The sequence below is a fragment of the Microlunatus phosphovorus NM-1 genome (assembly GCF_000270245.1).
Taxonomy (GTDB): domain Bacteria; phylum Actinomycetota; class Actinomycetes; order Propionibacteriales; family Propionibacteriaceae; genus Microlunatus; species Microlunatus phosphovorus.
The window spans coordinates 3,011,552-3,035,569 of sequence record NC_015635.1 but is presented as its reverse complement, the minus strand read 5'-3'; the positions used below and the strand labels follow the sequence as shown (position 1 = coordinate 3,035,569).

Genomic DNA, 24,018 nt, shown 5'->3' with positions numbered 1-24,018 from the left:
AGCCGGCGCGGCGGTTGCCTGGGTGGTGTGAGGACCAAGGAACGAGCCCTGACCACGACGGCACTGATCGCCATCGGGATCCTGGTGCCGCTGGCGGTGTGCCTGCTGTTGTCGTCGCTACGCGCGGAGCTGGCCAACACCAACGCCGCGCTGGTGTTGGTGCTGATCGTGGTCGCGGTCGCATCGCTGGGTTCGCGGGCTGCGGGTCTGTCGGCGGCGGTGGTGAGCGCGGCCGGCTTCGACGTCTTCTTGACCCAGCCGTACGGGACGTTCGCCATCCACAGTGCGGCCGATGTCCAGACCACCGTGCTGCTGCTGGTGATCGGTGCGGCGGTGACGGAGCTGGCCTTGTGGGGACGTCGCCAGCAGGCCCGCGCCAGCGAGCAGCACGGCTATCTCGACGGAATCGTGCAGACGACCGGCTCGTTGGTCGGGGCGGCGCCGTCCCGCACCGTGATCGAGCACGTCGAGAAGCAGTTGGTCGACCTGCTCGACCTGGACCAGGCCGACTACGCGCCACATGCGGACGTCGATGCTCCAGTGCTGCAGCCGGACGGATCGCTGACGCGTCGTGGCCAGCCGGTCGATGTCGACCGGTCCGGGTTGCCGACCGACACCGAGATCTGGCTCCCGGCCGGCGGCGGGCAGGGACAGACCGGGGGATTCCGGCTGGTCGCTGCGACGCATGTGGCACGTCCGACTCATCAGCAACGCCAAGTGGCCGCGGTGCTGGCCGATCATGTCGGGGCTGTCGTGCGTCAGGAGGCGATGGGGCGATGAGCGACACCGCTTCGGGGCTGTTGACCATCGCCGCCCTGATCGTGCTGCTCGCCCTGGCGTACGTGCCGTTGGGTGACTATCTGGCCGCGGTCTTGACCCCGACTCGGCATACCCGGCTCGAGCGCGGGCTCTATCGCCTCTTCGGAGTGAACCCGGACGGCGAGCAGAACGCCCGGAGCTACGCGACAGCCGTGCTGGCGTTCTCGCTCGTGTCGATCCTGCTGCTGGTCGCGATCTTGAGCTGGCAGCCGCTGCTGCCGTTCAGCCGCGGAATGGCGGGGATGTCGCTGCCGATGGCGATCAACACGGCAGTCAGTTTCGTGACCAACACGAACTGGCAGTCCTATGCCGGTGAGTCGACGCTCGGCTATACCGCGCAGGCAGCCGGGCTGACGGTGCAGAACTTCGTCTCGGCGGCGGTCGGCATCGCGGTGGCTGCGGCGCTGCTGCGTGGTCTCGCCGCTCGGCAGACCACCGCACTCGGCAACTTCTGGGTGGATCTGACCAGGATCGTGCTGCGACTGCTGCTGCCGCTGAGCGTTGTCGTGGCGATCTTGCTGCTGGTCTGCGGGGTGATCCAGAACCTGGATCCGGATCGGGTGATCAGCACGATCGCCGGTGGTAGGCAGGCGCTGCCGGGTGGTCCGGTGGCGAGCCAGGAATCGATCAAGCTGCTCGGCACCAACGGGGGAGGCTTCTTCAACGCCAACTCCGCTCACCCGTACGAGAACCCGACGCCGGTGTCGAACCTGATCGAGATCGCCGCGCTGATGGTCATTCCGGTGTCGTTGACCAGGACGGCCGGGACGATGCTCGGCGACCGGCGACAAGGGACCGCGTTGCTGGCGGCGATGGCGGTGCTCTGGGGATCCGCGCTGGCGCTCGCGACCTGGGCGGAGCTGACCGGATCGGGTTCGGTGCCCGCGGCGGCCGGAGCGGCGATGGAAGGCAAGGAGACCCAGTTCGGAATCTGGTCGAGCGCCTTGTTCGCGACCGCCACCACTGGAACCTCGACAGGTGCGGTGAACGCCATGCACGACTCGATGACCGCGGCCGGCGGCGGCATCGTCTTGCTGAACATGGTGCTCGGCGAGGTGTCTCCAGGGGGTGTGGGCTCCGGCCTGTACGGCATCCTGATCGCGGCCATCGTGGCGGTCTTCATCGCAGGACTGATGGTGGGTCGGACTCCTGAGTTGCTGGGCAAGAAGATCGGCGCGCGGGAGATGACCTGGGTCGCCGGGTACGTGCTCAGCTCGCCCGCCCTGGTGCTGCTCGGGCTCGGCATCGCGATGGCCGTGCCGAGCACCCTGGGCGCGATGGCCAACTCCGGCCCGCACGGCTTCTCCGAGGTGTTCTACGCCTACGCCTCGGCGGCCAACAACAACGGCAGCGCCTTCGCCGGACTCACGGTGACGTCGACCTTCTTCCAGCTCACCCTCGCCGCGGTGATGGCGCTGGGCCGTTTCGTACCGATGATCGCCGTCATCGCTCTCGCCGGTCGGCTCGCCGGCCCACCGTCGGTGGCCAGATCCGAGGGCACGCTGCCGACCCACACACCCCTGTTCGTCTCGCTGCTCGTGGGAGTGATCGTGCTCGTCTCCGGTCTGACCTTCTTCCCGGCGCTCGCGCTGGGACCCATTGCGGAGGCGTTGTCATGACGGCTGCCGTCGGCCGGGCACAGCCGTCCGCACTCACCGTGCCGCAGGTGCGTGCCGCACTGCCGGGCGCGCTGCGAAAGCTGGATCCTCGTCATCTGTGGCACAACCCGGTGATGTTCGTGGTCTGGGTCGGTGCCGTCGCCTGCACGATCGCCACGGTCGTACAGCCAGGTTCGTTGAGCGTCGCGGTGGCCTGCTGGTTGTGGCTGACGGTGCTGTTCGGCAACCTGGCCGAGTCGGTGGCCGAGGGCCGAGGCAAGGCGCAGGCGGACACCCTGCGGAAGGCGCGTACCGAGACCGAGGCCCGGCTGCTGACCTCCGCCGGTACCACGGTGGTGGTGCCCAGCAGCCACCTGCTGCCTGGGGACCGGGTGGTGGTCGCGGCAGGCCAGATCATTCCAGGCGACGGTGACGTGATCGAAGGCGTGGCCAGCGTCGATGAGTCTGCGATCACCGGCGAGTCGGCGCCGGTCATCCGCGAGGCCGGTGGCGACCGATCAGCCGTCACCGGCGGAACCACGGTGTTGTCCGACCAGATCACGGTCAAGATCACCGCTGCCCCGGGCGAGTCCTTCCTGGACAAGATGATCGCCCTGGTCGAGGGTTCGTCGCGACGCAAGACCCCCAACGAGGTGGCGCTGTCGATCCTGCTGTCGTCGTTGACGATCATCTTCCTGCTGGCCGTCGCGACCTTGGCCCCGATGGCGGCGTACGCGGGCGAGCGACTGTCGATGGTGGTGTTGATCGCGCTCCTGGTGTGTCTGATCCCCACCACGATCGGCGCCCTGCTCAGCGCCATCGGCATCGCCGGCATGGATCGACTGGTGCGGGCGAACGTGATCGCCCTGTCCGGCCGTGCCGTCGAGGCGGCCGGTGACATTGCCACGTTGCTGTTGGACAAGACCGGCACCATCACTCTGGGCAACCGGCGAGCGACCGAGTTCCTGCCCGCGCCCGGTGTCACGGCGGCGGAACTGCGGGACGCTGCTCGGCTGGCCAGTCTGGCCGATCTCACTCCGGAGGGACGCTCGATCGTCGCGTTGGCGCATGAGCGGGGAGCCGCGGACGACACCGAGCCCCCGGGCAGCGTGGCCGTCGAGTTCACCGCCCAGACCCGGATGTCCGGGGTCGACCTGGCCGACTCCCACCAGCTTCGCAAGGGCGCCGGCTCGGCGGTGGCTGCCTGGTCGGAGTCCGATGGGGCCGGGCCCATGACGGAGACGATCACCTCGATCGCTAGGTCAGGCGGTACGCCGTTGGTGGTCGCCGAACGGCGCGGCGGAGTCGGCCGGCTGCTGGGAGTCATCCAGCTCGAGGATGTGGTCAAACCGGGCATCGCGGAGCGGTTCGGACAGCTTCGGGCCATGGGGATCAAGACCGTGATGATCACCGGCGACAATCCGGCCACAGCCGAGGCGATCGCCACCGCGGCCGGGGTGGACGATTTCTTGGCGGAGGCGACCCCGGAGGACAAGCTGCGGTTGATCAGAGCCGAGCAGTCCGGTGGCCGGATGGTGGCGATGACCGGGGACGGCACCAACGATGCGCCGGCGTTGGCGGCGGCCGACGTCGGAGTGGCCATGAACACCGGGACCTCGGCGGCCAAGGAGGCCGGCAACATGGTCGATCTCGACTCCGATCCGACCAAGCTGATCGACGTGGTGCAGATCGGCAAACAGCTGTTGATCACCCGCGGGGCCTTGACGACCTTCTCGGTGGCCAACGACATCGCCAAGTACTTCGCCATCCTCCCCGCCCTCTTCGTCGCCACCTATCCCGGTCTGGCGGCGCTCGACATCATGCGGCTGCACTCACCGGAGTCGGCGATCTTGTCGGCGGTGATCTTCAACGCGCTGATCATCGTGGCACTGATCCCGCTTGCCATGCGTGGTGTGCGCTATCGACCGGCGAGCGCGTCGGCGCTGCTCCGTCGCAATCTGGTGATCTACGGACTCGGCGGGATCATCGCCCCGTTCCTCGGTATCAAGCTCATCGACCTGGTGCTCGTCGGCGTGGGATCACTCATCCCGGCGCTGGCGCTCTGAGATGGTGAGGAAGGTCGACATGCTTCAAGTCCTCCGTCAGCTCGGTACGGCGATGCGTTGCCTGCTGGTGCTCACCGTGCTGCTCGGCGTTGGCTACCCGCTGCTGATTCTCGCGATAGGCCAGCTCGGGCTGCAGCACCAGGCTCACGGCTCCCTGCTCACCGACAACGGTCAGGTGGTCGGATCCTCGTTGATTGCTCAGTCCTTCTCCGGTGACGGGTGGTTCCAACCCCGGCCCTCTGCCGGCGACCATGACCCGCTGGCCAGTGGCGGCAGCAACGCGGGTCCCAATGACGGTGAGCTGGCTGGGCTCATCGAGCAGCGTCGGCAACAGATCGCCGTACGGGACGGAGTCTCGCCGAGTGCGGTTCCCCCTGACGCGGTGACCAGCTCAGGGTCGGGACTGGACCCCTACATCTCACCGGCGTACGCGCGCCTCCAGGTCGACCGGGTCGCACGGGTCCGAGACCTGCCGGTCGATGAGGTACGTCAGCTGGTCGAACGACAGGTCCTCGGCCGGTCCCTGGGGTTCCTGGGAGAGCCTCGAGTCAATGTCGTCGAGCTCAACCTCGCGTTGCAGAGATCGGGCTGAGTGCAGGTGGCTGCGGTCGGGCACACTGGCGGCGTGGAGCGCGGCATTCTGCGGGTCTACCTCGGCGCGGCGCCGGGCGTCGGGAAGACCTTCGCCATGCTTCAGGAGGGTCAGCGGCGCGCCGAACGAGGCACGGATGTGGTGGTCGCCTTCGTCGAGACGCACAGTCGGGCCAAGACTGCGGCGGCATTGGACGGGTTGGAAGTGCTGCCGCGTCGACAGGTCGACCATGGCGGGTTGCTGGTCGACGAGCTCGACCTGGAGGCGGTCCTCGCTCGGCGGCCGAAGGTGGCGTTGGTGGACGAGCTCGCCCACACCAATGCTGTGGACGCGAGTTCGGAGCAGCGGAGGAACCCCAAGCGGTGGCAGGACGTCGAGACGATTCTGGCCGCGGGAATAGACGTGATCACGACCGTCAACATCCAGCATCTGGAGTCGCTGAACGACGTGGTCACCTCGATCACCGGAGTCCGGCAGCGCGAGACCGTACCCGACCGCGTGGTCCGGTCAGCCGACAGCATCGAGCTGGTCGACATGAGCCCCGAAGCCCTGCGACGACGGCTGGCCCATGGCAACGTCTACCCGGCGGACAAGATCGACGCGGCCTTGTCGAACTACTTTCGGGAGGGCAATCTCACCGCGCTCCGGGAACTGGCCCTGCTCTGGCTGGCCGACCGGGTCGATGCCGGTCTGGAGCGCTATCGCGGACGGCACCACATCACCGGCACCTGGCCGGCCCGCGAGCGGGTAGTGGTCGGGATCTCCGGCGGTCCCGAGTCCATCGCCTTGATGCGCCGGGCAGCGCGGATCGCGTCGCGCAGCGCGGGTGGCGAGTGGCTGGCGGTCTATGTCAGTCGTCAGGACGGATTGGCCGCGGTGTCTCCGGCCGCCTTGGAGCGGCTTCGGGTGGCCGCCGAGGAACTGGGCGGCGAGTTCCAGGCCGTGGTGGCGCACGACTCCGCCACCGGTCTGCTGGACGTGGCTCGGGGTGTGAACGCCACCCAGGTGCTGATCGGCGCGAGTCGACGCAGCCGGATCTCCGCTCTCCTGCAGCCTGGCGTGGGGGAGGAGGTGATCGCCGGTTCGGGGGAGATCGATGTGCACGTCGTCACCCACGACTACGCTCGCCGAGCCGGCCGGCAGCGACGCAGCCGACGCACACTCAGTCGCCGCCGGCAGGTCGCCGGCTATCTGCTGGCCGTCGTGGGCACCGTGGTCGTGTCTCTGGCGCTGCTGGCCACGTCTGATCTCCACGGGCTGCCGACCGAGTCGATGCTGCTGCTGACCCTCGTCGTCGGCACGGCCCTGCTGGGCGGGATGTGGCCGTCCGTGATCGCCGCGGTGCTGAGCAGTCTCGCGCTCAACTTCTTGTTCGTACCACCGACCCGTACGTTCACCATCGCCGATCCGGAGAACGCCTTCGCGATCGTGCTCTTCGTGCTGGTCGGGGTGGCGGTGGCATCGGTGGTCGACCGGTCGGCCCGACGCACTCAGGAGGCGCAGGAAGCCAGGATGGAGGCCAATACCCTGGCCGTCCTGGCCCACAGCCTGCTCCAATCCGGTGACGATCCGGAGGAACTGCTGCGACAGACCGGAGAGGCGCTCGGTATGACCGGCGCGCGGCTGATTCGCACGGCCGGTGACCCGTTGGTTGGGGAGAACGCGGTCGAGGAGAACGCAGTTGAGGAAACCGTGGCGGTCTGGGGCGAGCCGGGAAGCACTGTCGAGAGCAGTCGTGTCGCGGCAGGGCCGAACCTGCAACTCATGCTGCACGGCAGACCGCTGAATGCGACGGATCAACGGCTGCTGACCGCGTACGCCGCGCACTTCGCCGTGCTGGAGGAGCGCCGGCGGGCCGAGCAGGAGTCGGTGCGGGTCCGGCTGCTGGACGAGGGCAACCGCACCAAGACGGCACTGCTTGCCGCCGTCTCGCATGATCTGCGGAGCCCGCTGGCGGCCATCAAGGCGGCCACCTCCAGCCTTCGCAACACTGCGATCGCCTGGTCACCGCACGATCGCGAGGAGTTGCTGGCGACCGTGGAGGAGTCCGCCGACCGGCTCGATGCGCTGGTCGCCAACCTGCTCGACATGAGTCGCCTGCAGACCCAGTTGGTCACCGCGCTCACCACCGAGGTGGATCTGTTGTCGGCTGCCGAGTGGACCCTGGCCAACATCGCCGGTGCCGACGGCATTGCTGTCAGCGGTCCGGATGATCTCCCGCCGGCTCTCGCCGACCCCGGGCTGCTCGACCGGGTGATCGCCAACGTGGTCGAGAACGCCCTCAAGTACGGGCCCGCGTCCCCGATCACGATCACCGGCTCCAGTTGGACCACGCCCAGCGGGGAGCTGCGAGCGACGTTGCGGATCGTCGACCGTGGCCCCGGCGTGCCGGCGGAGGCGCTGGACGCGATCTTCGAGCCGTTCCAGCGCCTCGGGGACGTGCCCGCAGGTGGTGGGGTGGGGCTCGGCTTGGCCGTCGCCCGCGGTCTGGCCGAAGCCATGGGGGGCACCGTGACCGCGGAGGAGACTCCCGGCGGTGGGCTCACCGTGATCATCGACCTTCCCTCGGCTGGCCCCAACCCACCACCCGCCGAGGACAACCTATGACTCGAGTCTTGGTGGTCGATGACGATCCGGCGTTGGTCCGGACCTTGCGGATCAACCTGCGGGCCCGTGGCTACGAGGTGATTGTCGCGCGCGATGGCCGGACGGCGCTGCAGGTGGTAGCCGAGGACGAGCCGGACCTGCTCGTGCTGGATCTCGGTCTGCCTGATCTCGACGGAGTCAGTGTGCTGCGCCGACTTCGCGCCACCAACACCGTGCCGGTCATCGTGCTGTCGGCCAGGCACTCGTCGGAGGACAAGGTCGAAGCGCTGGATCTCGGCGCCGACGACTACGTCACGAAGCCTTTCGGCGTGGAGGAGTTGATGGCCAGGATCCGGGCCGCACTCCGGCACGCTGCCGTCGACCCCCAGACGGAGGACGAGGCTGTGATCGTCACGACGGACACGTTGCGCCTCGATCTGACCGAGCACATCGCCCTGCGCAATGGTGAGCCGATCCATCTCACGCCGACCGAATGGCGGCTGGTGGAGGCACTCACTCGGCGGCCAGGCTCACTCGTCCGGCAGCATCAGCTGTTGCGGGAGATCTGGGGACCCTCGTACGAGAATCAGAGTCACTATCTCCGGGTCTACATGGCCCAGTTGCGTCGCAAGCTCGAAACCGATCCGCAGCATCCTCGGCACTTCTTCACCGAGCCCGGGGTCGGCTACCGGTTCGTTCCCTGACTCTTTGGCTGGGATCAGTTCCCGCAGCCTCGGGGTCCAGCCGAGTGATCGAGCGACTCTGTGACCAAGGGGAGTCGGATCTCGAATCGGCACCAGTCGTCGGGGCTGTCCACGACGGACGCATCGCCGTCGTGAGCGCGCAGGGTCGTGCGGGTGATCGCCAGTCCGAGACCGCTGCCGCCCTGATCGCGGCTCCGGGCTTCGTCGAGGCGGACGAACCGATCGAAGATCCGATCACGGTCGGCGACAGGGATACCGGGTCCATCGTCGTCGACCCAGATGATCGCCTCGGTTGCGGTGGAGGTCAGGGTCAGCCGGACCGTGGTCGAGGCGTGCCGGGCCGCGTTGTCGATGAGGTTGCGGAGTGCCTGCTCGAGTCGTCGTTGGTCGCCGAGCACCCGGACAGGCTCGATCGCGGCGGTCACCACGACGCTGTTGGTGAGTCGTAGCCGTCGGGCCTCGTCGGCCACGAGATCGTCGAGGTCGACCTCGGCCCGGGGGATCCCGAGATCGCGGGCATCTGCCCGGGCCAAGGTCATCAGGTCCTCCACCAGACCACGCAGCCGGGCGATCTCGGTGTTCATGGTTGCCAGCAAGGCAGCTCTTCGGGCTGGATCTGCCGTCGCAGCGAGTTCCCCGGCCGTACTCAAGGTGGCCACCGGGCTTCTCAGCTCATGACTGGCATCGGAGACGAAGGCGCGTTGGGCCCGGTCGGAGGCTTCGAGCCGATCGAGCATCGTGTTCATGGTGGTGGCGAGGGCCGCGATCTCGTCGCGGGTCGGTGGTACGGTGACGCGCTGCGCGAGCCGCTGCGCATCGATCTCGGCAACCGTGCCACGGATCTGCTCCACCGAGCGCAGCGCACGACCGACGAGCAGCCAGACCGCGAGGGCGACGGCGCCGAGCAGCAGCGGGGTGCCGGCCAACAAGAACATGGCGACGATCTCGATGGTCTCGTGCTGTTCCCCGACCGGGACCGCGGACTGCACGTAGTAAAGGGTCGAATCGAGGCGGACCGCCGTCGTCACGACCTTCCACTCGCCGTCGCTCCCGGCGCTGAGGTGGTCGGTCTCGACCGACTCGTACGCGCCGGGCGCCGGACGCTGGGGCGACAGCGGTTGGCGTGAGACGTCCGCGCTGGAGGCGACGAGTACGTTTCCTCGGTCGTCGAGGATCTGGACCACCGAGTTGTGGCGGGTCCGGTCGGCGATCTCTTCCCGGGTCGCGGCGAGGCCGTCAGTGGTGAGCTGGGTGACGATCTCCGAGGCGCGGGCCTGGGCGTTGGCCTCGGCGGTCTGCTCCAAGTTCGACTGCAGCATCCAGACCAGAGCCGACTCGCCGATGAGGAGGGCCACGCACACCACGACGACAGCCACCAGCACTGATCGAGCCCGCACCCCGATGCGACTGCCGACAGCCACGATCCACCGTCGCAGCCTGCTCGAGGGTGTTGTGGTGGGACCGTGGGGACGGCTCACCGGGGCGCCCGCTGATACGCCACCCCAGCACCGTAGCCGACGGCGCGGTCGATCCGTTGAAGTCGACAAGCGACATAGGTGGCAGTCCCACAGACGGCGATTGCCAGCAGCCAGCCGCCCAGGACATCGGTCGCCCAGTGGTAGCCGAGATAGATCCGGCTGAGGCCGATCGCGATTCCGATCAGGATGCCGGCCGCAACCAGAAGCGCCCGAGACCAGCGGTGCGTCAGTGTGGTGGCCAGATAGATCGCGCTCAGGACGTAGACGACTGAGCCATTCGTCGTGTGGCCGGAGGGAAACGCGGGATCGCCGGCCGGTGCTCCGATCAACCAATCGGTGGGCGGACGGTCACGAGCGACCAGTTCCTTGGTCAAGAAGACGACGGCAGCTGTCTCCACGACAGTGATCGTCAAGATCAACGACAGCAGCAGCCGGCGGGTCCGCCACAGCAAAAGCAGTGCCGCCAGGATTGCAGCGATGATCACGCCAACGGTCGAGCCGAGACCGGTGCTGACGGTCGCCACGATTGTGAGCGGTCTCGTACGTCCTTGAACAGTTGCCGCGAGCACCGCCTCGTCGATACCTGCGGGTCCGTCGATGTGGTGCACCCACCAGGTCAGCAGGATGAACGCGGGAAACCCGAGCGCGGCTCCGTACAGCCAGCGGTGTCTGGTTGTCGAAGTGAGCCCTGCCATGATCGTTTCCTTCCACCCAGCTCAGCGGTTCAGGTCCATCGGGATGGGTCTGCGGACAGCGAGCCCGTCGGCCCTTGCCACCACCGGCCAGGACCTGACCCGGGCCGCGGTGGTCCTGCTGTAGCCATAGCCCTGGCGGAACCGAATGCCGAGGACGGTCGTATCTCCGCTGGTCAGGTAGTCCAGAGCCAGGTTCTGCCACTTCGGACTCTTGGCACGGCTGTGAAACCGCGGAGTGCCGACCTGAAGGGCGTAGTTGTAGCCGCCGAGGTCGACCATGAGCGGACAGTTGCGGCGCAGGTTGCGCCGGAGTACGTCGAGTTCGATCAAGCTGATCGGATCGTCGGTGGTCACGCAGGTCTTCGAGACGGCCACCGCCGGTTGCAATTGGGCCGCCGGAAACGGACGACCGAACGGGCGGGCGAGTACGAGGCTGCCGTAGGCAGCAATCAATCCGATGGCTACGGTCCCGGCGATGATCGCGGTGATTGGCCGCCTGATTCGCACGCTCAACCAGCCCGCGGCCGCGCCCAGGACGAGTGCTGTCGGTGCCGCGCTCAGGGCCGCGTAGTGGAGGAACCAGGAGGGAGTAGTGAGCAGCAGCGCCACTGTGACGCCGAACAACAGCACACCGACGCGGCCTTCCCGAGACTGCCAGGCCGCCAGGCTGCCGAACAGGAGGACAGCTCCGGCCAGGACCAACCATCCGGTCGCGATGGAGCCGAATGGAGTCAGCCCGGCGATATCGTGCACCCGCTCGAGCCAGCCGCCGGCCACCCGCGGGCGGCCGAGCTGAGCAAGCAGGACCAGTCGCCACATCTGCCGTGGGGCCGCCACGAAGAACGGCAGACAGATCGCGGTGGCACCGGCCGCGTACCCGGCGGTCGTCGCGAGCGCTCGGCGCCAACCGAGGTAGCCAAGACCCAGGCGATCATGGCGACCGCAGGCACCACACCCCACACCTTGATCGCGGTCGCCACACCGAGCAGCACGCCGGCCATGATCATGCGCAACAGCCCGGTGTGAGCCGAGCGGAACGCCCTCGCGCCGGATGGGATCTCCACCGCATGGGACCTGGGAGCGGACCCGATCAAGCTCACCGCACCGAGCAGGAAACCGGTGGCCAACGGTTCCAGGAGCGTGGTGTGCTCCACGTAGACAGCTGGAAAGAACACCGCGTACGTGAGCCCGCCGACCATCGCGGCGGCCAGCCCGAGACGGCGCAGTGCGACCGCGACCAGCACGGCATTGGCCGAGCCGATGATCATGAATCCGATCCGGGCGACAGCGAACGCCGTCGGTTCGCCCACCAGATCGGCCAAGGCAGCGAATGGTGCGAGCGCGAGCACGATGCCGGGTGGGTGCAGGAGCAGGAAGTCCCGGTAGGGCATCAGTCCGTGCACGAATCCGGCGGCGGCGGTGTAGTAGACCCCGTCGTCGTAGTTCCCGCGGCCGAAGAGCCCGCCACCGGCGAGCACCGGTGTCAGCCGCACTGCGAACGCCGTGGTGGCCACGGTGACCATGACGATGATCCACGTTGCCGTCCTGCGGCTCGTGCCCGGGCTCGGCCTGTTGATCATCCAGGTCGCGCTCTCCATGACCGGATGGTCTGGGACACGCGCTGAGACTGCGCTGAGATCGCAGTCGGCTCCCAGCGGTCGCTCAGCAACAGGTCAGGAGCCGCCGGCAACTCAGCTTTGGTTCAGCAACGATCATCGACAATGACCGTCGACCTGGATCGACCTGGGCTGAGCTGGTGAGAGGCGAACGTGAAGATCCTCCTGGTGGAAGACGAGCAGCGGCTCGCGGCGGTGGTGAAGGACGGGCTTCGCGCCGAGGGCTTCGAGGCCGACATCGTCTCCGACGGAGTCATCGGTCTGTGGGCCGCGACCGAGAACAGCTACGACGCGATCGTGCTGGACATCATGCTTCCCGGGTTGAACGGCTACGACGTGCTGAAGAAGCTCAGAGCGCGGAAGGTCTGGACGCCGGTGCTGATGCTGACCGCCAAGGACGGCGACTACGACCAGACCGACGCGTTCGACCTGGGCGCGGACGACTACCTCACCAAGCCGTTCAGCTTCATGATCCTGGTCGCCCGGCTGCGGGCCTTGATCCGGCGTGGCGCCCCGGCGCGACCCGTGCTGATCACCGTCGGGACTCTGGCGATGGACCCGGGACGTCGGGCGGTGGAACGCGACGGCACCCCGATCTCCTTGACCGCGCGCGAGTTCGGGCTGCTGCACTTCTTGATGCGCAACGCCGGCGACGTCGTGAGCAAGGCGGAGATTCTCGACAACGTCTGGGACTCCGCCTTCGAGGGCAGTGACAACATCGTCGAGGTCTACATCGGCTATCTACGGCGCAAGATCGACGCGCCGTTCGGTCTCTCGACCTTGCACACCGTACGGGGTCTCGGCTATCGACTCGACGCCGACGAGTAATAGTCGTCTATCGACAGATCAGGCCAGGCCGAAGACGCGGAGCAGGTCGGGAGCGCCCCTGGACTCACGCAGCGGCGGCTGTCCGCCGAGGGCGCTGATGGTGGCCGACAGCGCGTAGTGGTCGAGTTTGGTGTCCACGACGCGGCCCGTCAGTTGGGGATTGACGACGACGAATGCCACCCGGTTGCCGTCAGATCCGTCATCCTCGTCCCAGGTGACCACGATGGTCAGGTTCCCGTCGGTGAAATCGGGCCCGCTTTCGATGACCGGCAACCAGTCCTGCAACCAACGGTCCGCGGTTGCCGCGGAGCAATCATGACCGTCGTTGCAGATATCCGGTATCACCAGGCTGAAGGTCGGCAATTGCCCGGCCTTGACGTCATCGACCAATGGGCCAGATGTGGTGGTGCCAGCCGGTACGTCGAATTTTGCGCATGCTGTTCGTTCCGCCGGGTCGGTGAAATAGGTCCACGGATTGTGGCGGACGGCATAGCGTCCTTGATTCTCGGTCGCGCAGGTTCCCTGCATGGCTTCGGCGTACGTCTTGGTGGTGTGGCCTGCGGCCAAGAGTTGGCCGAAGACCGAGGGTCCGCTCAGCGGGTGGGCGGAGGGATCGCGGTCGTCCGTAACGCCGAAGAGGGAGCCGCCGGCGATCACGAGGTAGTTGGGCAGAGAGGGATGCGCCAGCGCGTGGTACTGCGTGGCGCTCCCGTAGCGGGCCGCGGCGGCGGTCAGGTACGGCATGTGCGCCGTGACGTCAGCGGTGCTGCGATTCTCCTCGACGATCACCAGTAGCTTGCCCGCAGACTGCGGGTTGCTCGCCGACGCGCCGGGACTGCCTGACATGACAGGCGCGGTGGCCGCCTGGCCTGGTGACCTGTCGGCAGGGGGAGTGCGAGTAGTCCCGGCGCCGCACCCGGCGAGCAGCAGGATGACCAGCAACCAGCCAAACGCGCCGGCGGTCGTCATGGGGGCAGATCGTCTCGACGGCGCAAAGGCGGGCATGGCGGGCAGGCTAGACCGCATCGCCTGAGATCAACCTGAGGCGTGTGGCATTGACGGTGGCTGGAGCAACATTGACTGGAATGGCGCTGTCGGCGTCGTGTGGCACTATCGCCAAGGTGAACAGCACGCCGGCCGAGGAACAGCGGCTGCGGGACCTCGTTCGGCTGCGACGGGTCCGGGATCGGATCGACCGGGAGTATGCGCAGCCGCTGGATGTCGAGGCACTCGCTCGTGGCGCCCACATGTCGGCCGGCCACCTGAGCAGGCAGTTCAAGGCCGCGTACGGGGAGTCGCCGTACGCGTATCTGATGACCCGCCGGATCGAGCGGGCGATGGCGCTGCTGCGCCGCGGGGACCTGAGTGTGACCGATGTCTGCTTCGCGGTGGGCTGCCAGTCCCTGGGCACGTTCAGCACCCGGTTCGCCGAGCTGGTCGGGGTCCCGCCCAGCGTCTATCGGGAGCAGCACGTCGAGTCCGCCGGCGAGCTGCCGTCCTGCCATGCCAAACAGGTGACCAGACCGATCAGGAATCGAGAAGCCGCCACGGAGGCACGCGACTAGCGTGATCGACATGACCATCACCATTCTCAATGCCTTCCTGCCGCAGACCGACTCGGAGGCGGCGCTCGCGTTCTACCGCGACACCCTCGGCTTCGAGGTGCGCAATGACGTCGGCTACTCCGGCATGCGCTGGATCACGGTCGGGCCTCCGAACCAGCCGCAGACCTCGATCGTGCTGCATCCGCCGGCCGCCGATCCCGGTATCACCGACGACGAACGGCGTACCATCTTGGAGCTGATCGCGAAGGGCACCTATACCTCGATCACCCTGGCCACCGACGACCTGGACGGCACCTTCGATCGGTTGCAGGCCGGCGGCGCCGAGGTGGTCCAGGAGCCGATCGACCAGCCGTGGGGCGTCCGCGACTGCGCCTTCCGGGATCCCGCGGGCAACATGATCCGTATCAACCAGCTGGCCTGAGCGCAGACCGACCTCAGACAGAACCGAGCAGGAGAGCCGATGCCCCACCCCGCCGACAGCCACGACCTGATCCGAGTGATCGGGGCGCGGGTCAACAACCTCAAAGACGTCAGTGTCGACCTGCCGAAGCGTCGGTTGAGTGTCTTTACCGGCGTGTCCGGGTCGGGCAAGAGCTCGCTGGTCTTCGGCACCATTGCCGCCGAGTCGCAGCGGCTGATCAACGAGACCTACAGCACCTTCGTCCAGGGTTTCATGCCGAGTTTGGGCCGGCCGGATGTGGACGTCCTTGACGGGCTCACCACCGCGATCATCGTGGACCAGGAGCGGATGGGCGCCAACATCCGCTCGACCGTCGGCACCGCGACCGACGCCAACGCGATGCTGCGGATCCTGTTCAGCCGACTCGGCCAGCCACACATCGGGTCGTCCCAGGCGTTCTCGTTCAATGTGGCCTCGGTCAGCGGCGCCGGTGCGGTGACGCTGGAGAAGGGCGGGGTGACGACCAAGGAGCGGCGCAGCTTCAGCATCACCGGTGGCATGTGCGCCCGCTGTGAGGGCACCGGCGCGGTGACCGATTTCGACCTGACTGCGCTCTACGACGCGAACAAGTCGATCAGCGAGGGCGCGTTGACCATCCCCGGCTACACGATGGACGGCTGGTATGGACGAATCTTTCGGGGCTGCGGGTTTTTCGACGCCGACAAGCCGATCAAGGACTTCACCCAACGCGAGTTGGCGGCCCTGCTCTACAAGGAGCCGACCAAGATCAAGGTCGAGGGCATCAACGTCAACTACGAGGGCTTGATCCCGCGGATCCAGAAGTCGTTCCTGTCCAAGGACGTCGACGCCATGCAGCCGCACATCCGGGCCTTCGTGGAGCGGGCGGTCACCTTCGCCACCTGCCCGGAGTGCGGTGGCACCCGTCTGAACGAAGGGGCCCGCTCGTCGAAGATCAAAGGGATCAGCATCGCCGATGCCTGCGCGATGCAGATCAGCGATCTGGCCGCCTGGGTCCGCGAGTTGGATGACCCGTCGGTGGCGCCGTTGCTGGCCAACCTGCGCGGCACCTTGGACTCGTTCGTCGAGATCGGGCTGGGCTATCTGAGTCTCGAGCGGCCCGCCGGCACACTCTCGGGTGGCGAGGCGCAGCGCACCAGGATGATCCGGCACCTCGGCTCATCGTTGACCGACGTCACGTACGTGTTCGACGAGCCGACCATCGGTCTGCACCCGCATGACATCCAGCGGATGAACGAGCTGCTGCTACAGCTGCGGGACAAGGGCAACACGGTGCTGGTCGTCGAGCACAAGCCGGAGGCGATCGCCATCGCCGACCATGTCGTCGATCTCGGGCCGAGGGCGGGTGCCGGAGGTGGCGAGGTCGTCTTCGAGGGCACCGTGGACGAGTTGCGGCGCAGCAGCACTCTCACGGGGCGGCATCTTGATGATCGGGCACGGTTGAAGCCATCGGTGCGGACGGCGAATGGCGCATTGGAGGTCCGTGGGGCCGACACGCACAACCTGCGCAACGTGGACGTCGACATCCCGCTCGGTGTGCTGGTGGTGCTCACCGGCGTGGCGGGGTCGGGCAAGAGCTCGCTGATCAATGGCTCGGTCGCTGGGCGCGAGGGTGTGGTGACCATCGACCAGACCGGAATCAAGGGGTCGCGGCGCAGCAATCCCGCGACGTACACCGGTCTGCTGGACCCGATCCGCAAGGCGTTCGCCAAAGCCAATGGTGTGAAGCCGGCGCTGTTCAGCCCGAACTCCGAGGGCGCCTGCCCCAACTGCAACGGCGCCGGGGTGATCTACACCGACCTGGCGATGATGGCCGGGGTGGCCACCACGTGCGAGGTGTGCGAGGGCAAGCGGTTCGACGCCTCGGTGCTGGAATACACGCTGGGCGGGCGAGACATCAGTGAGGTGCTCGCCATGTCGGCTGCCGACGCCGAGGCGTTCTTCGGTTCCGGCGACGCCCGTACGCCGGCCGCGCACAAGATCCTGGAGCGGTTCGTCGACGTCGGCCTCGGCTATCTCACCTTGGGCCAGCCGCTCACGACCTTGTCCGGCGGCGAGCGGCAGCGGCTGAAGCTGGCGACGCACATGGGGGAGAAGGGCGGGGTCTACATCCTGGACGAGCCGACCACCGGCCTGCACCTGGCTGACGTGGAGCAGCTGCTCGGTCTGCTCGACCGGCTGGTCGACGCCGGCAAGTCGGTGATCGTGATCGAGCACCATCAGGCCGTGATGGCTCATGCCGACTGGATCATCGACCTAGGCCCAGGTGCCGGCCACGACGGAGGCCGGATCGTCTTCGAGGGCACGCCTGCTGATCTCGTCGCTGCTCAGTCGACCTTGACCGGACAGCATCTCGCGGCGTACGTGGGGGAGTCGGTCGCTGCCGGCTGATCAGTTGGTCGGTAGGCGCAAGGTGCTGGGTCGGCAATTTCCATCCGTGGACGGCAATGAGACCCGGGCCAGGGCCAGGTAGGGGCCAGGTGGGCCAGGGCAGCACCAGGTCAGTACGGCCGATGGACCGGTGGCCACCATCGCGGCCCGACCCTCATCCAGATCGCGTAGCCGATCATGAGCGCGAGGAAGACACCGGTTGCGACCAGGAAAGTCCACGGGTGTGGCGGCTCGGCCGTTGCCACGGCGCCTACCGTCCACATCGCATAACCCACGAAAACAAGCGTGAATGCCCCGAGCCAGCCGAGGTCGTTGCGCAGCAACTGCTGGGCGGCCGGCAGATTCTCGGCCCGTGTCCAGTAGTCCTTGTGCGGAATGTTGAGCAGTGCGGCCCGTCGGAGGCCGATGCGTGGCACCAGAGTGAAGGCCACGACGACGAGGAGGCCGACGAGCAGACCGAGGACGACATGCCGGGTCCGAGTGCCCCATCGAGTGACCTCGCCACCGAGGCTCAACTGTCCAGGCACAGCATCCGGGAGCGTGAACGCCTGCCAGATCATCAGCGCGAAGTAGCCCGCCGTCGCCATTCGGAACGCGACGCGCCCTGCCAACAGCGAGGAGTCCTCGACGGCCACCATCGTGACAACCTAGCCCCACGCACGGCTCAGTTAAGCCGCGCGAGCAGTTCTTGCCTACTACGCGAGCCGCTCTTGCGGTAGATGGCGCGCAGGTGTTCGTTGACGGTAAAGGTGGAGATGCCCAACTTCCGGCCGATCTGGTTGGCAGCCCTGCCTGCATACAACTGATCGACGACCTGTCTCTCGCGTCCGGTCAACTGGAAGTAGGCGGCGAGTGCTCCGGCGCGTTGGCTCGCGGTCGCGTCGTGCAGAACGACGGTGACATTGTCGGAATCATCCGGTTGAGCAATGGCCTCGAGCCGCATCCAGCGGCCGCTGACCGTACGGACGGTGCACACGGCATCCTTGCCCCGCCCACGGCGCAGCGCATGAGCCGCCTCGAACACCACACGGGTAACGTCGCGGGCATAGGTCTCGTCATCGCCGCCCGGCACGAGGTCATCAATCCAGGTCTGAGCCTCCGACGACACGCTCAACCTGTCGGCCGCGTCGACATTGATCACTCCAGCGGGGAGTGTGGCACCAGGGGTCAGCGTGCTGCGAGCTGTGTAGGTTCGAATCGCCTGGGCAAGCGGCTCGCCAAGGTGGCAGATCTCGGCGGCGTCGTCGTCGGTAAAGCCCGGGCCGGGCTTGCTGCGGAAGAGGACCAGTGCCCCCCAGACGAGTCCTCGCGACTTCAGCACGAGCCGCAACTCGGAGGAGTAGCCCTGCGGTAGAAGGATCTCGTTGAGCCGCGGGCTTGTCCGAGCGGCCTGGTGGGACCGGGACAGCCAACCCGCCGGGTACGCTGCCGCGGCGAGGTCGCGGTAGTTGTTCACGTCGTGCATGACGGCCTCGTTCTGAGCCATCCACGCGGTGCCCTCGGTCCCGTTCTGCCCGAACTGGACCGTACGCAGTCCGGTCAGCGGGTCGACTCCGAACAGGCACCAACCATCGAACGGGATCGCAGCGCGGATCGCTGAGGCGATGTTGCTGCTGAATTCCGGAGCGATATCAGGATGTGCCGAGAGCTCCGCGACGGCGGCTATTGCTCGTCCCGCCGACGGCTTCATCCGAGCAGCCCCCTTGTCAACCCACAACTTCTTGGCATACCGAAGATCGTCGATCAATCCTAAATTCGCAGACGGAACAGTGTCGATAGCGCATCAGTTCGACAACGACCAATTCGGGAGGGTTCGCCATGTCACAGGACGCAACTCGGAATCGGTCGCGAGTCCTCTTGGTGGCGATGATCGTTGTTGTCGTCGCATTGACGGCCTGCGCAGGAAGCGGAACGGTGTCTGCCGCCCCGTCGGCCCAGGCAACCGTCAGCGGTTCGTTCTCGCCTCAACCGCGGGTGAAGAAGCCGCACTCCTATGTGGCGTTGGGCGACTCTTGGGCCTACGGGGGCCACTGCGGCAACTGCAAGACCTTCGTCGGACGGTATGCGGACAAACTGAACCAGCGGTCGGGGCATCGCGTGGTCTTGACTAACCTCACAGTGAACGGCGGCACCTCAGGCACGACGCTCGCGAGCTTGCGCCATGATCGGGGTGTCCGCACCGCGATCGCAGGGGCCGACATCATCGTGATCGAGACCGGGGTGAATGATCTGGACGAGCGAGGAACTCTCGACGCAGTGGCGGCGGGAACCTGCGGCGGACGAGACGGAGCTCAGTGTCTTCGGGCGGTTGCCCGAGGTTGGCGTACGAATTTCGAAGCAATCGCCGAGGAGATCGATCACCTTCGCCGCGGCAAGCCAACCGCATTGCGACTGGTGACGTCACAGAATGTGTTCCTTTCGGACCCCGGCATCATCACCGAATACGGCTTGCCGGCGGACTTCGCCATGACGGGAGGAAAATTCCTCACCGAGGAACTCCGCGACGCGATCTGTCACACGGCGCGGCGCCATCATGGCCGATGCGTTGATGTCGGGCTGCTTTTCAACGGCCCCCGCGGCGACATGCCACGTGACGAGAACACCGAGCAGTCCCACGAACAGGTTGCGCGGGCGCTGATGAAGACCGGGCTGGCTGAACTCCGCTGACCCCAATCCCTCGAGTCAGCTCAGGGTGGTTCAGGTGGTCGGCTGCGGTAGTGGTGTCCGGTGGGGGTGATGATCTCGACGGTGTGAGTGTCGGTGTCGATGATCTGGACGGTCCAGCCGGGCAGTTCGCGGATGTAGTTACCGCGTTCACACACCCCTCGCCCGTTCGTGGCGGTGGCGGCACCGCCGTCGGCGTGACGGTGGATATGGTCGAGATGCCGGATCGGCGCCCCACAATAGGGATCCTGACACACCTTGTCGCGGCAGCGGATCAGATGGACTAGCCAACTGGCGAACGTACGACGCCGTTTGTCCGCATCCACGATCAACTGGCCACCATCACCGGTGGGGCGGGTGAACAACCTGCGCCACCAACACCGGGCCTCGGCGTCTTTGATCAGGTCACGGATCAGATCAGCTGGGAGTAAGTCCTGGCCGATGAGTTCGGCGGGTCGCTGATCGCCCGGGTCCAGAAGTGCGCCGAGGGGCATGATCACCCCGACTTCGAATCCGGTGTCCTCCGCCTTCTCCTGCCCGGTCAACCGGGCAACCAGGGTGTCGGCCATGATCTGCCCCCTGGACCGGGTGTCCCCGGCCGCTTTCGCGGTCTTCGCCGCCGCGTCCAACGCGGCATAGCAGGCAACACCCTGCTCCACCGGCAACAATCCGGTGAGCAGACTCATCGTGTCCGGTGCCGGCCGCAACGTCACCCGCCGATCTTTCCGCGCCTTCTTCGCCCGTTCCGTCGCAGCGGCCGGATCCGCCTCATAGGCGAGTCGTTTCGCCGCCGCTTCGGCCTGTTTCGCACCCATGGAGCCGAGGTCCTTGCCCGCCAACTCGGCATCCAACCGGGCCCTCGTGGCCCGATCCAGATGGGATAACTGGCCGACGATCAACCTTGTGGTCCAACCACCGATCTCACCGGTCGCGAGCAGATCCAGGGTGTGGGGCATGTCCAGCACCAGGTCCCGGGCGACATGCAACCGGCGCGATCCCTCGGTGGGGGACACTTTGCAGGCAAGGGCGATTTGGTCGGCGATCCCGCCGCCGATCTTCCGTGGATGCACACCCAACCGCATCTGCTCCGCCGACTGGGACTGGGCGAACGCGACCATCTCCACCGCTTTGACCGCCTCCAGACTGGCTTGGAGACGTTCACACACCGCGATCCGGTCAATCCGAGCCGCATCCGACACCAAACCCTGATCCACGCCACGCGCCGAGACGAGACTGTGTAACCAGTCCAACGTCTCATCCAACCGGACCGTCACATCGTCAGGAGCGGCCGGCGTATCGGCAGCGGCAGCTGCGCCAGCAGCAGTGTCGGGCAGGTCGGTCTGTCCGATTGCCTCCATCACCGCTGCTGTGCTCATATCCGAAACGGTAGAGCAACCCACTGACACTTTCGGCTCTACGTTCGACCAAAATGCCTCATCCGGCCTGAGAATTCGCTATGAGATTCGATCTCCGGCGCCACCCAATCCCGGTCAGCGTGGATCCTCGACCGGCGGTCGCCACCGGTGGCTGACCCTCATCCAGATCGCGTAGCCCATCATGAGCGCGAGGACGACACTGGTCGCTGCCAGGAAAGTCCACGGGGGTGGCGGATCGGCCGTTGCTACGACAAACTACGTCGAGGCAGGCATCGGAGCTCGGCCTAGAGTCTTCGCTATGTCGAGAGCCCGGGACCGCGCTGCCAATGTCGTCCTAGGCCCCGAACAGACGCTTCTCGTGATACGTCGTGTCAAGGAGAGCCGCCGCTACTGCGTCCTGCCTGGCGGCGGTGTCGAGCCGAATGAGCAGCCGGCTGATTCAGCTCTTCGTGAGCTTCAGGAGGAGACCGGTCTCGTGGGCCAGATAGACCGGAAGCTATGGACCGTCGAGCATCCCGATCGTGTTGCTCACTACTACCTGACTACCGTGAATACGTCTGCCGGTATGCGACTCGGCGGACCGGAGCGGGAACGCATTTTCGTTGGCCAACACCTACGAGCCCACGTGGATTCAGCTGGGCGATCTCGATCCGATGAACCTGCAGCCGGTCGAGATCCGGCCATTGTTGATCGCTCTCGACCGCCGTGGATGATGATCGGGCTGTGACATCGCTATCCGACGGAGTCGTGTCGGCCCCGACGACTTCCGGCTCCGAGCGTTCCGTCGCCAGGTCGGCGATCCGGCACGTCCTCTTTGACGCGGACGGGGTGCTGCAGATCCTCCCGGGTGGTTGGTACGCCGCCATGGAGCCTTACCTCGGCGGTCGGGTGCAGGAGTTCCTCCACCGTACGTGGAAGGACGAGATCCCTACCTTGGCGGGGGATGGTGACTACCTGTCGATGCTTGCGACCACGCTTGTCGAGTTCGGTGTCAGCGAGCCCGTCGAGGCTGTCTACCGCGATGTGTGGCAACGCATCGAGCGAGTCGAGGAGTCGTTCGCAATCGTGGAGTCATTGCGTCGCAACGGGTATGGGGTGCACCTGGGCACGAACCAGGAGCAGCATCGGGGAGATCACATGCGCACTGAGCTCCGGTATGACGAGATCTTCGACATCAGCTGCTACTCCTACGACCTTGGCGTCGCCAAACCCGACCCGGCCTTCTTCGCCGAGGCAGCCCGTCGCATCGGCGCTGAACCATCGACCATCCTGTTCATCGATGACAACGCAGAGAACATTCGAGGTGCGCTGACTGCGGGACTTGAAGCGATCGTCTGGGACGTTGAGCGCGGTCACAACTCACTGGTCCTGCTGCTCGCCGAGCACGGTGTGGCCTGCGTTTGACGAGTGCGCACTTGCGTGCGCGTGGTCCGCGGATAGCTCACTCGCGGTCCTGTCGTCAGTTGGTCCCTCGACCTTCGGGTTGCTCGGATGCCTCACCTTGGTCGTGTGCTCATCGTTGACTCCTGGTGAGGGCGAGGAACTCGGCGCGGCTACGAGGCTCGTCGCGCAGTCTGCCGAACATCGCGGAGGTGGTGGTGCGGGCACGGGGGTTACGGGCCCCGCGCAGGCTCATGCAGGTGTGCTCGGCCTCGATGACCACGCCGACACCCTTCGGATCCAGCTCGGCTTGGAGGTGGTCGGCGATGCGCTTGGTCAGTCGTTCCTGGGTCTGGGGGCGGCGGGCGTGCAGCTCGACCATGCGAGCGAACTTCGAGAGACCGAGGATGCGCGAACCGGGAAGGTAGCCGACGTGAGCGACTCCGACGAAGGGGAGCATGTGATGCTCGCAGACCGACTGCATGGCGATGTTCTGGACCAGGACCAGTTCGTCGTAACCCTCGTCGTTGGGGAAGGTGGTGAGCTCGAAGTTCGGGCCGTTGGTCATCTCGATCAGAGCGTGTGCCATCCGACGTGGCGTCTCGGCGAGATTCTCATCGGCCAGATCCAACCCCAGCGCATTCAGCAGCAGCCCGGCTGCTTGCTCGGCGGCTGCGAGATCGACTGCGGGACGGTTGTTGGTGACCACGGGACGGAAGCCATTCCTCTCGAGCAGGCCCGGTGCGCGCCCGGGAGACCTGCCGTTGCGACTCATGCTGCCGGCCGGTCACGGTCGAACGCGAGAGCGGCGAGCGCGAGAGCGCTGACCAGGAGCCCGAAGTCACGCAGGGCGACGTCGTAGAACTCGCCCATCGTGACGAGGTTCAGGATGATCCCGCCCAGCCAGGCAGCGACCAGCAGCGCGCCGAACCTGGGGGCGATGGCGACGGCCAGGCCCGCGACGATCTCGATCACACCGACCACCAGCATCGCCTGGTGGGCGTTGCCGGGCACGATGTTGTTGATCCAGGGCGCGAGGTAGCCGTCCCACTCGGTCAGGATGTCGAAGAACTTGTCGAGGCCGAACGCGATCGGAGCAATGACGAAGACAGTGCGCAGCAAGAAGAATGCGCGGTCAGCGCCAGACCCGTTCGTGAGCAGGCTGATGCCTGCGGGCCTGGTCGAGGTGCTGGTGGACATGACGTTCCTTTCGGATGCGAT

At 66.6% G+C, this 24,018-nt stretch carries 23 protein-coding genes; 13 read left to right on the top strand and 10 right to left on the bottom strand.

Annotated elements, in window-relative coordinates:
- Window positions 1-27: 27 nt before the first annotated feature.
- The 6 genes from MLP_RS13630 to MLP_RS13605 are packed head-to-tail and all read left to right on the top strand — an operon-like array spanning window position 28 to window position 8,365.
- Window positions 28-780, top strand: coding sequence for a DUF4118 domain-containing protein (locus MLP_RS13630; RefSeq protein ID WP_172641573.1), 753 nt, complete (start codon window positions 28-30; stop codon window positions 778-780).
- Window positions 777-2,438, top strand: a complete 1,662-nt coding sequence (kdpA, locus tag MLP_RS13625; protein WP_013863700.1) for a potassium-transporting ATPase subunit KdpA — start codon at window positions 777-779, stop codon at window positions 2,436-2,438. Before MLP_RS13630 ends, kdpA begins: the two co-directional genes overlap by 4 nt.
- Window positions 2,435-4,483 (top strand): potassium-transporting ATPase subunit KdpB, encoded by a 2,049-nt coding sequence (kdpB, locus tag MLP_RS13620; RefSeq protein ID WP_013863699.1) that lies wholly within the window; start codon window positions 2,435-2,437, stop codon window positions 4,481-4,483. Before kdpA ends, kdpB begins: the two co-directional genes overlap by 4 nt.
- A gap of 19 nt (window positions 4,484-4,502) precedes the next feature.
- Window positions 4,503-5,075 carry a potassium-transporting ATPase subunit KdpC gene (kdpC, locus tag MLP_RS13615; RefSeq protein WP_041792345.1) on the top strand — a complete coding sequence of 191 codons (573 nt, stop codon included), beginning with the start codon at window positions 4,503-4,505 and terminating at the stop codon, window positions 5,073-5,075.
- A 33-nt stretch (window positions 5,076-5,108) separates the two neighbouring features.
- Window positions 5,109-7,682, top strand: a complete 2,574-nt coding sequence (locus MLP_RS13610; protein WP_041792343.1) for a DUF4118 domain-containing protein — start codon at window positions 5,109-5,111, stop codon at window positions 7,680-7,682.
- Window positions 7,679-8,365: a response regulator gene (locus MLP_RS13605; RefSeq protein WP_013863696.1), complete on the top strand. Its 687-nt coding sequence runs from the start codon at window positions 7,679-7,681 to the stop codon at window positions 8,363-8,365. The genes MLP_RS13610 and MLP_RS13605 overlap by 4 nt, the downstream gene beginning before the upstream one ends.
- A 14-nt stretch (window positions 8,366-8,379) precedes the next feature.
- Here the strand turns inward: MLP_RS13605 and MLP_RS13600 are convergent, their stop codons facing one another.
- Genes MLP_RS13600 through MLP_RS13585 form a run of 4 tightly spaced genes read right to left on the bottom strand, consistent with a single transcriptional unit; the run spans window position 8,380 to window position 12,136 of the window.
- Window positions 8,380-9,786 (bottom strand): sensor histidine kinase, encoded by a 1,407-nt coding sequence (locus tag MLP_RS13600; RefSeq protein ID WP_013863695.1) that lies wholly within the window; start codon window positions 9,784-9,786, stop codon window positions 8,380-8,382.
- 53 nt (window positions 9,787-9,839) lie between these two features.
- Window positions 9,840-10,538, bottom strand: coding sequence for a phosphatase PAP2 family protein (locus MLP_RS26445; protein WP_013863694.1), 699 nt, complete (start codon window positions 10,536-10,538; stop codon window positions 9,840-9,842).
- A gap of 21 nt (window positions 10,539-10,559) precedes the next feature.
- Complete coding sequence (locus MLP_RS13590; RefSeq protein WP_013863693.1) at window positions 10,560-11,291, bottom strand: hypothetical protein; 732 nt, start codon at window positions 11,289-11,291, stop codon at window positions 10,560-10,562.
- On the bottom strand, window positions 11,270-12,136 hold the full coding sequence (locus tag MLP_RS13585; RefSeq protein WP_013863692.1) for a hypothetical protein: 867 nt from the start codon (window positions 12,134-12,136) through the stop codon (window positions 11,270-11,272). The genes MLP_RS13590 and MLP_RS13585 overlap by 22 nt, the downstream gene beginning before the upstream one ends.
- 171 nt (window positions 12,137-12,307) lie before the next feature.
- Here MLP_RS13585 and MLP_RS13580 point away from each other — a divergent pair, with 171 nt between their 5' ends.
- Entirely contained in the window at window positions 12,308-12,982 is a 675-nt protein-coding gene (locus MLP_RS13580; protein ID WP_013863690.1) for a response regulator transcription factor, read from the top strand.
- An 18-nt stretch (window positions 12,983-13,000) separates the two neighbouring features.
- Here the strand turns inward: MLP_RS13580 and MLP_RS13575 are convergent, their stop codons facing one another.
- Window positions 13,001-13,951, bottom strand: a complete 951-nt coding sequence (locus tag MLP_RS13575) for a hydrolase (protein WP_013863689.1) — start codon at window positions 13,949-13,951, stop codon at window positions 13,001-13,003.
- Window positions 13,952-14,067: 116 nt separating this feature from the next.
- Here MLP_RS13575 and MLP_RS13570 point away from each other — a divergent pair, with 116 nt between their 5' ends.
- The 3 genes from MLP_RS13570 to MLP_RS13560 are packed head-to-tail and all read left to right on the top strand — an operon-like array spanning window position 14,068 to window position 17,377.
- The gene (locus MLP_RS13570) at window positions 14,068-14,547 is read left to right on the top strand and encodes a helix-turn-helix transcriptional regulator (RefSeq protein ID WP_013863688.1); all 480 of its coding nucleotides are present in this window, start codon (window positions 14,068-14,070) and stop codon (window positions 14,545-14,547) included.
- Window positions 14,548-14,557: 10 nt separating this feature from the next.
- A complete protein-coding gene (locus MLP_RS13565) occupies window positions 14,558-14,968 on the top strand; it encodes a VOC family protein (protein WP_041792332.1) in 411 nt (136 codons plus the stop codon).
- A 39-nt stretch (window positions 14,969-15,007) separates the two neighbouring features.
- Window positions 15,008-17,377, top strand: a complete 2,370-nt coding sequence (locus tag MLP_RS13560) for an ATP-binding cassette domain-containing protein (RefSeq protein ID WP_013863686.1) — start codon at window positions 15,008-15,010, stop codon at window positions 17,375-17,377.
- Between the two features lie 110 nt (window positions 17,378-17,487).
- On the opposite strand, the gene MLP_RS13555 is transcribed toward MLP_RS13560, so the two are convergent.
- Together MLP_RS13555 and MLP_RS13550 are read right to left on the bottom strand one after the other, a co-directional pair.
- Window positions 17,488-18,015: a hypothetical protein gene (locus tag MLP_RS13555; protein WP_013863685.1), complete on the bottom strand. Its 528-nt coding sequence runs from the start codon at window positions 18,013-18,015 to the stop codon at window positions 17,488-17,490.
- Window positions 18,016-18,041: 26 nt separating this feature from the next.
- Window positions 18,042-18,863: a helix-turn-helix transcriptional regulator gene (locus tag MLP_RS13550; RefSeq protein ID WP_172641572.1), complete on the bottom strand. Its 822-nt coding sequence runs from the start codon at window positions 18,861-18,863 to the stop codon at window positions 18,042-18,044.
- A gap of 380 nt (window positions 18,864-19,243) precedes the next feature.
- On the opposite strand from MLP_RS13550, the gene MLP_RS13545 reads away from it, so the two are divergent.
- A complete protein-coding gene (locus MLP_RS13545) occupies window positions 19,244-20,044 on the top strand; it encodes an SGNH/GDSL hydrolase family protein (protein ID WP_231851479.1) in 801 nt (266 codons plus the stop codon).
- A 20-nt stretch (window positions 20,045-20,064) separates the two neighbouring features.
- Here MLP_RS13545 and MLP_RS13540 read toward each other — a convergent pair whose 3' ends face one another.
- Complete coding sequence (locus MLP_RS13540; RefSeq protein ID WP_013863682.1) at window positions 20,065-21,447, bottom strand: HNH endonuclease signature motif containing protein; 1,383 nt, start codon at window positions 21,445-21,447, stop codon at window positions 20,065-20,067.
- A gap of 151 nt (window positions 21,448-21,598) precedes the next feature.
- Between MLP_RS13540 and MLP_RS29510 the strand changes: the two genes are divergently transcribed.
- Entirely contained in the window at window positions 21,599-22,144 is a 546-nt protein-coding gene (locus MLP_RS29510; RefSeq protein ID WP_083843818.1) for an NUDIX hydrolase, read from the top strand.
- Window positions 22,141-22,821, top strand: a complete 681-nt coding sequence (locus MLP_RS13535; protein WP_231851307.1) for an HAD family hydrolase — start codon at window positions 22,141-22,143, stop codon at window positions 22,819-22,821. The genes MLP_RS29510 and MLP_RS13535 overlap by 4 nt, the downstream gene beginning before the upstream one ends.
- A gap of 109 nt (window positions 22,822-22,930) precedes the next feature.
- Here MLP_RS13535 and folE read toward each other — a convergent pair whose 3' ends face one another.
- Both folE and MLP_RS13525 read right to left on the bottom strand, forming a co-directional pair.
- Window positions 22,931-23,572 (bottom strand): GTP cyclohydrolase I FolE, encoded by a 642-nt coding sequence (gene folE / locus MLP_RS13530; RefSeq protein ID WP_013863678.1) that lies wholly within the window; start codon window positions 23,570-23,572, stop codon window positions 22,931-22,933.
- On the bottom strand, window positions 23,569-23,997 hold the full coding sequence (locus MLP_RS13525) for a hypothetical protein (protein ID WP_013863677.1): 429 nt from the start codon (window positions 23,995-23,997) through the stop codon (window positions 23,569-23,571). Before MLP_RS13525 ends, folE begins: the two co-directional genes overlap by 4 nt.
- Between the last annotated feature and the right edge of the window lie 21 nt (window positions 23,998-24,018).

Coding starts and splice junctions, on each gene's coding strand:
- MLP_RS13605 (WP_013863696.1), top strand. CDS start 7,679: ATGACTCGAGTCTTGGTGGTCGATGACGATCCGGCGTTGGTCCGGACC.
- MLP_RS26445 (WP_013863694.1), bottom strand. CDS start 10,538: ATGGCAGGGCTCACTTCGACAACCAGACACCGCTGGCTGTACGGAGCC.
- MLP_RS29510 (WP_083843818.1), top strand. CDS start 21,599: ATGAGCGCGAGGACGACACTGGTCGCTGCCAGGAAAGTCCACGGGGGT.
- kdpC (WP_041792345.1), top strand. CDS start 4,503: ATGCTTCAAGTCCTCCGTCAGCTCGGTACGGCGATGCGTTGCCTGCTG.
- MLP_RS13575 (WP_013863689.1), bottom strand. CDS start 13,951: ATGACGACCGCCGGCGCGTTTGGCTGGTTGCTGGTCATCCTGCTGCTC.
- MLP_RS13525 (WP_013863677.1), bottom strand. CDS start 23,997: ATGTCCACCAGCACCTCGACCAGGCCCGCAGGCATCAGCCTGCTCACG.
- MLP_RS13585 (WP_013863692.1), bottom strand. CDS start 12,136: ATGGAGAGCGCGACCTGGATGATCAACAGGCCGAGCCCGGGCACGAGC.
- MLP_RS13570 (WP_013863688.1), top strand. CDS start 14,068: ATGGCGCTGTCGGCGTCGTGTGGCACTATCGCCAAGGTGAACAGCACG.
- MLP_RS13550 (WP_172641572.1), bottom strand. CDS start 18,863: ATGGCTCAGAACGAGGCCGTCATGCACGACGTGAACAACTACCGCGAC.
- kdpB (WP_013863699.1), top strand. CDS start 2,435: ATGACGGCTGCCGTCGGCCGGGCACAGCCGTCCGCACTCACCGTGCCG.
- MLP_RS13545 (WP_231851479.1), top strand. CDS start 19,244: ATGATCGTTGTTGTCGTCGCATTGACGGCCTGCGCAGGAAGCGGAACG.
- kdpA (WP_013863700.1), top strand. CDS start 777: ATGAGCGACACCGCTTCGGGGCTGTTGACCATCGCCGCCCTGATCGTG.
- MLP_RS13560 (WP_013863686.1), top strand. CDS start 15,008: ATGCCCCACCCCGCCGACAGCCACGACCTGATCCGAGTGATCGGGGCG.
- MLP_RS13555 (WP_013863685.1), bottom strand. CDS start 18,015: ATGGTGGCCGTCGAGGACTCCTCGCTGTTGGCAGGGCGCGTCGCGTTC.
- MLP_RS13565 (WP_041792332.1), top strand. CDS start 14,558: ATGACCATCACCATTCTCAATGCCTTCCTGCCGCAGACCGACTCGGAG.
- folE (WP_013863678.1), bottom strand. CDS start 23,572: ATGAGTCGCAACGGCAGGTCTCCCGGGCGCGCACCGGGCCTGCTCGAG.